1 protein-coding gene and 2 pseudogenes are annotated in these 3,336 nt (G+C 64.1%); all 3 read right to left on the bottom strand.

Annotated elements, in window-relative coordinates; all coding sequences use genetic code 11:
- A pseudogene (locus EN780_RS30435) lies at nt 1–546 on the bottom strand (type I secretion system permease/ATPase); the annotation flags it as partial.
- 21 nt (nt 547–567) lie between these two features.
- Nucleotides 568–2,613, bottom strand: coding sequence for a type I secretion protein (locus tag EN780_RS30430; RefSeq protein ID WP_128276134.1), 2,046 nt, complete (start codon nt 2,611–2,613; stop codon nt 568–570).
- A gap of 133 nt (nt 2,614–2,746) precedes the next feature.
- Nucleotides 2,747–3,336, bottom strand: a pseudogene (locus EN780_RS30425) (hypothetical protein); the annotation flags it as partial.

The raw sequence follows: 3,336 nt of genomic DNA, 5'->3' as shown, positions 1-3,336 counted from the left end.
GTCCGAGCGGGTTGCCGCCAGCTGAACTGGATTTGGCCCTGGCTCAGGCCGCTGCTCCTGGATGGACAGGGCGGATTTGACGGGGTCAGCCACCGGAGTCTTCGGTGCAGTAGCCTGCGGGCTCAAGGCCGGGGGCGCCATTCCCGCTTGCCCGGGCTGGCCGCCGCGCGCCGCCAAAGCAGGCACGACGGAAGGCGCTGATACCGGTGCCGCTGGCCTAACCTGCGACGCGGGGGCGGGCGCCGTCGCCTGTTCCCTTGTCGGCACGGCTCTTGGGCGTGCGGTCTCGACCGTCTGGCTGCCGGGCTGGGCTGGGGCCCGATCCTTTGCGCCCTCATGGGCCACGACGTTGTGCAGTTCGCCGACGACCGTGTCGATGGCCTCGATGGTGCGGTCTATGGCCCGCTCATGCTGCAGCAACGCGCTCGAAAGCGTCTTGCGGGGCATCTCGGAACCTGGTTTCGGCGATGCCTGCTCGTCCTCATGCAGGGTTGCCTCAAGGTCCTCGGCAAACGTCTCCCAGGACAGGTCGCGATCGTCGGTCATAATTTCCCCCCGGATCCCGGATCAAGCCAAAATCGTTTGCACGCCGTCGGCCTGAACATGGTCGGGCGTCGGGGCGATCGGATGGTCTACCTGCGCGGCATCGTCGGTGAGATCGTCGGCCAGGAAGGCGACCGCCTCGTTCACCAGCGCGTCCGGATTCTGTCCGCCGAGTTCCGGATCGCAGGAGATGATGTCTGCCTGGATCAGGATCTCGTGCGTATAGTGCTCGCCGCCGACATAGGTCTTGTCGGTGCCGTCGACGTCGATGATGCCTGCGAAGTTGGCCACCTGGTTGCCGCCGGTGGTGATCGTCCATTCCGCTTCGGGATGGGCGACGAGCTGGTTCATCGCCAAGGCCACCTGGTCGCTGTCGCCCAGGACGTTGGTCTGGGAGACGTATTGCATGTTGATCAGGTCGCCCGAGATGTAGAGCACCCGCAAGTGACCGAGACCGTGGAACGCCGGGTCCTTCAGGATGTCGCCGGGATCGTCATCCTTGCCGGCAGCCATGTCGTGGGCCGCCTTCAGGTAAGACGCGGGCAATGCCTCGAAGTGGTTCTGCCCGCCGACGTTGATGATCGTCGCGTCGTTCCAGAGCAGGTTGCCGGCGGTCGAGTACGAGCCGCCTCCCGACGTCTCGAATCCATCCACGGCGCCGATAAGATCGTTGTCGATCAGCAGGTTGAGCTGATGGATGATGTTGGCGTCATAGATGTTGCCGCCGATGATGATCAGGTCGTAGTAGTGACCCAACTCACTGATCGACATATCGTTTATCGCTGTGTTGTCGCCCGTGCTCACCATGGTCCTGACGCCCGACGAGGACAGGATCGAGGTGTCGTTGTCCATCATGAAGCTGTATTGCTGCAGCCAGCTCATGATGATCAGATCGCCGGTGACTTGCGTCACCACCCAGGCGGCGGGGAAACCGTCCGCGGGGGTCGGCGCTTCGTTGCCGGCCGAGGGGTCGATGTGCTTGAACGCCGCGATGTTGAAGCACGCGTCGGCGGCGTTGTCCAACGTCCAGCCGTTCAGGCTCGGGCCGGCCGCGTCGCTGTCGCAATAGGCGTTGATCTGAATGATGGCATTGATTTCATAGCTGTCTCCGACCGCGGCGACGACGGATGTCGTTGTCCAGTTGTTGGTCAGCACCGCGGAGTTGACCAGCGTGTTGCCGCCGGTGTCCAACTCGACGCAAGGGTTCAGCAAACCGTTGCCCCAGCCCGACATGAAGTCCGAGGAGTCCGGCGGCGTGTTGTAATCGTCCTTGTCGGGACCGTCGCTCGCGGTTTCGTCATCCTGCTGCTGTTCCTTGAGGATGTTGAGGTGGTCCCCCGCCTTCGGCGCGTCGGCCTCGTCGACCAGCTGACCGTTGACGTAGATGCCCGCGATCGGCCCCGAGGCCGTGTCCGGGTGCAGCACGAAGACGGTCGCATCTCCGTCGAAACTGTCGGCATAGGCCGCTATCCGCTCGCCGGCGGTGATGACGGTGTTTGCCATCTCCTCGCCGGAGCCAGGCATTGCCAGATCGTCGAGCGGCGATGCTTCGGCCGCCTTGTTCATCAGGAAAGCCAGGTGGCTGCCGTCGTCGATCGCCGGCGTGAACGTCAGGCCGTGTCCGCCAGCGCTGACATAGTCGTTATCCGACAGGCGGATTTCCTGGTTGATGTAGGCCGCAACCGCACCCGGAGGTTCGATGTCAGGCAGAACCAGATGGCCGCCCGCTCCCGGCAGATGCGGGATGTGAAACAGGTGGTGGCCAGGGTGCAAAGGGCCGGCGTTCGGAATTTCGGGGGGCGTGTACCAGAAGCTCGAGCCGACCGTGTTCGGCACCAGCTCAGCCTTAAGTCCCATGTACGGAACATGCGGATCGAAATCGTCCAGCGTGTACGGCGCCTTGATGTTGATGTTCGTGTTGGGAAGATCGGGGGTCTCTTCCTTGACGGCCTCGGCGATCTTGAATTCGTCGTAGCTCTTTAGCTGCCGTGCCTCCTCGACCGAGATTTCGAACATTCCGATGAAATGCGAGATAGCCTCGGAGATCTTGTCCAATTGCATCGAATACACGGTAGCCTCCGTATCTTGAGATCATTCGCGCTCGGTCGGGGCGGCATGTCTCCCGGATTGGAAGGACCGCGCGGAAAACTCCGCGCAGTCCCAAGCTGTCTGATTTCCTGAGAAATCAGTCGTGTAGGATCGATCACGTACCGGTGTGGTCGCCGGCGTCCTCGCCAGTCAGCGTGTTGTGGTAGTCGCCGCCAACCACGGTCTGGTCGACCAGGTTTTCCTGCAGGTTGGCGCCCATCACGATCTGCTGGTTGAAAGCGCTGATGTCGATCAGGCCGTCGGCCGAAGCATGGCTGGTGCCGGTCACGAAGCCGTCATCGCCATTGTTCGAACCCCAGGTCCCGCCGTCGCCGCCGGCACCACCGTCGCCGGTATAGGCCGTGCCGCCAGCACCGCCGAGACCGCCGTCGCCAGCGTGGGTGAACCCACCCTTGGCGTCGCCGCCATAGCCATCGGCCCAGGCGCCGCTCAGCGCATGACCGCCGTCACCGCCAAAGGCCGCCGCGAAGCCGCCGAGGCTGTCGCCGCCGGTCGCCGCGCCGCTGGTGGCTTCGCCGCCGGTTCCACTACCGCCAGCTCCGGCACCGCCCGTGCCAGAACCGCCCGTGCCGCCAGCACCACCGGTGCCCGAGCCTGAGCCTGCGCCGTAGCCTGCGCCAAAGCCTGCACCGAGGGCATCGCCGCCATAGGCTTCGGAGTCGCCGCCGTCCGAATGAGCGTTGC

The sequence above is a fragment of the Mesorhizobium sp. M4B.F.Ca.ET.089.01.1.1 genome (assembly GCF_004022605.1).
Taxonomy (GTDB): domain Bacteria; phylum Pseudomonadota; class Alphaproteobacteria; order Rhizobiales; family Rhizobiaceae; genus Mesorhizobium; species Mesorhizobium abyssinicae.
The sequence above is the reverse complement of the archived record's forward strand: the minus strand, read 5'-3'. Positions and strand labels throughout refer to the sequence as shown.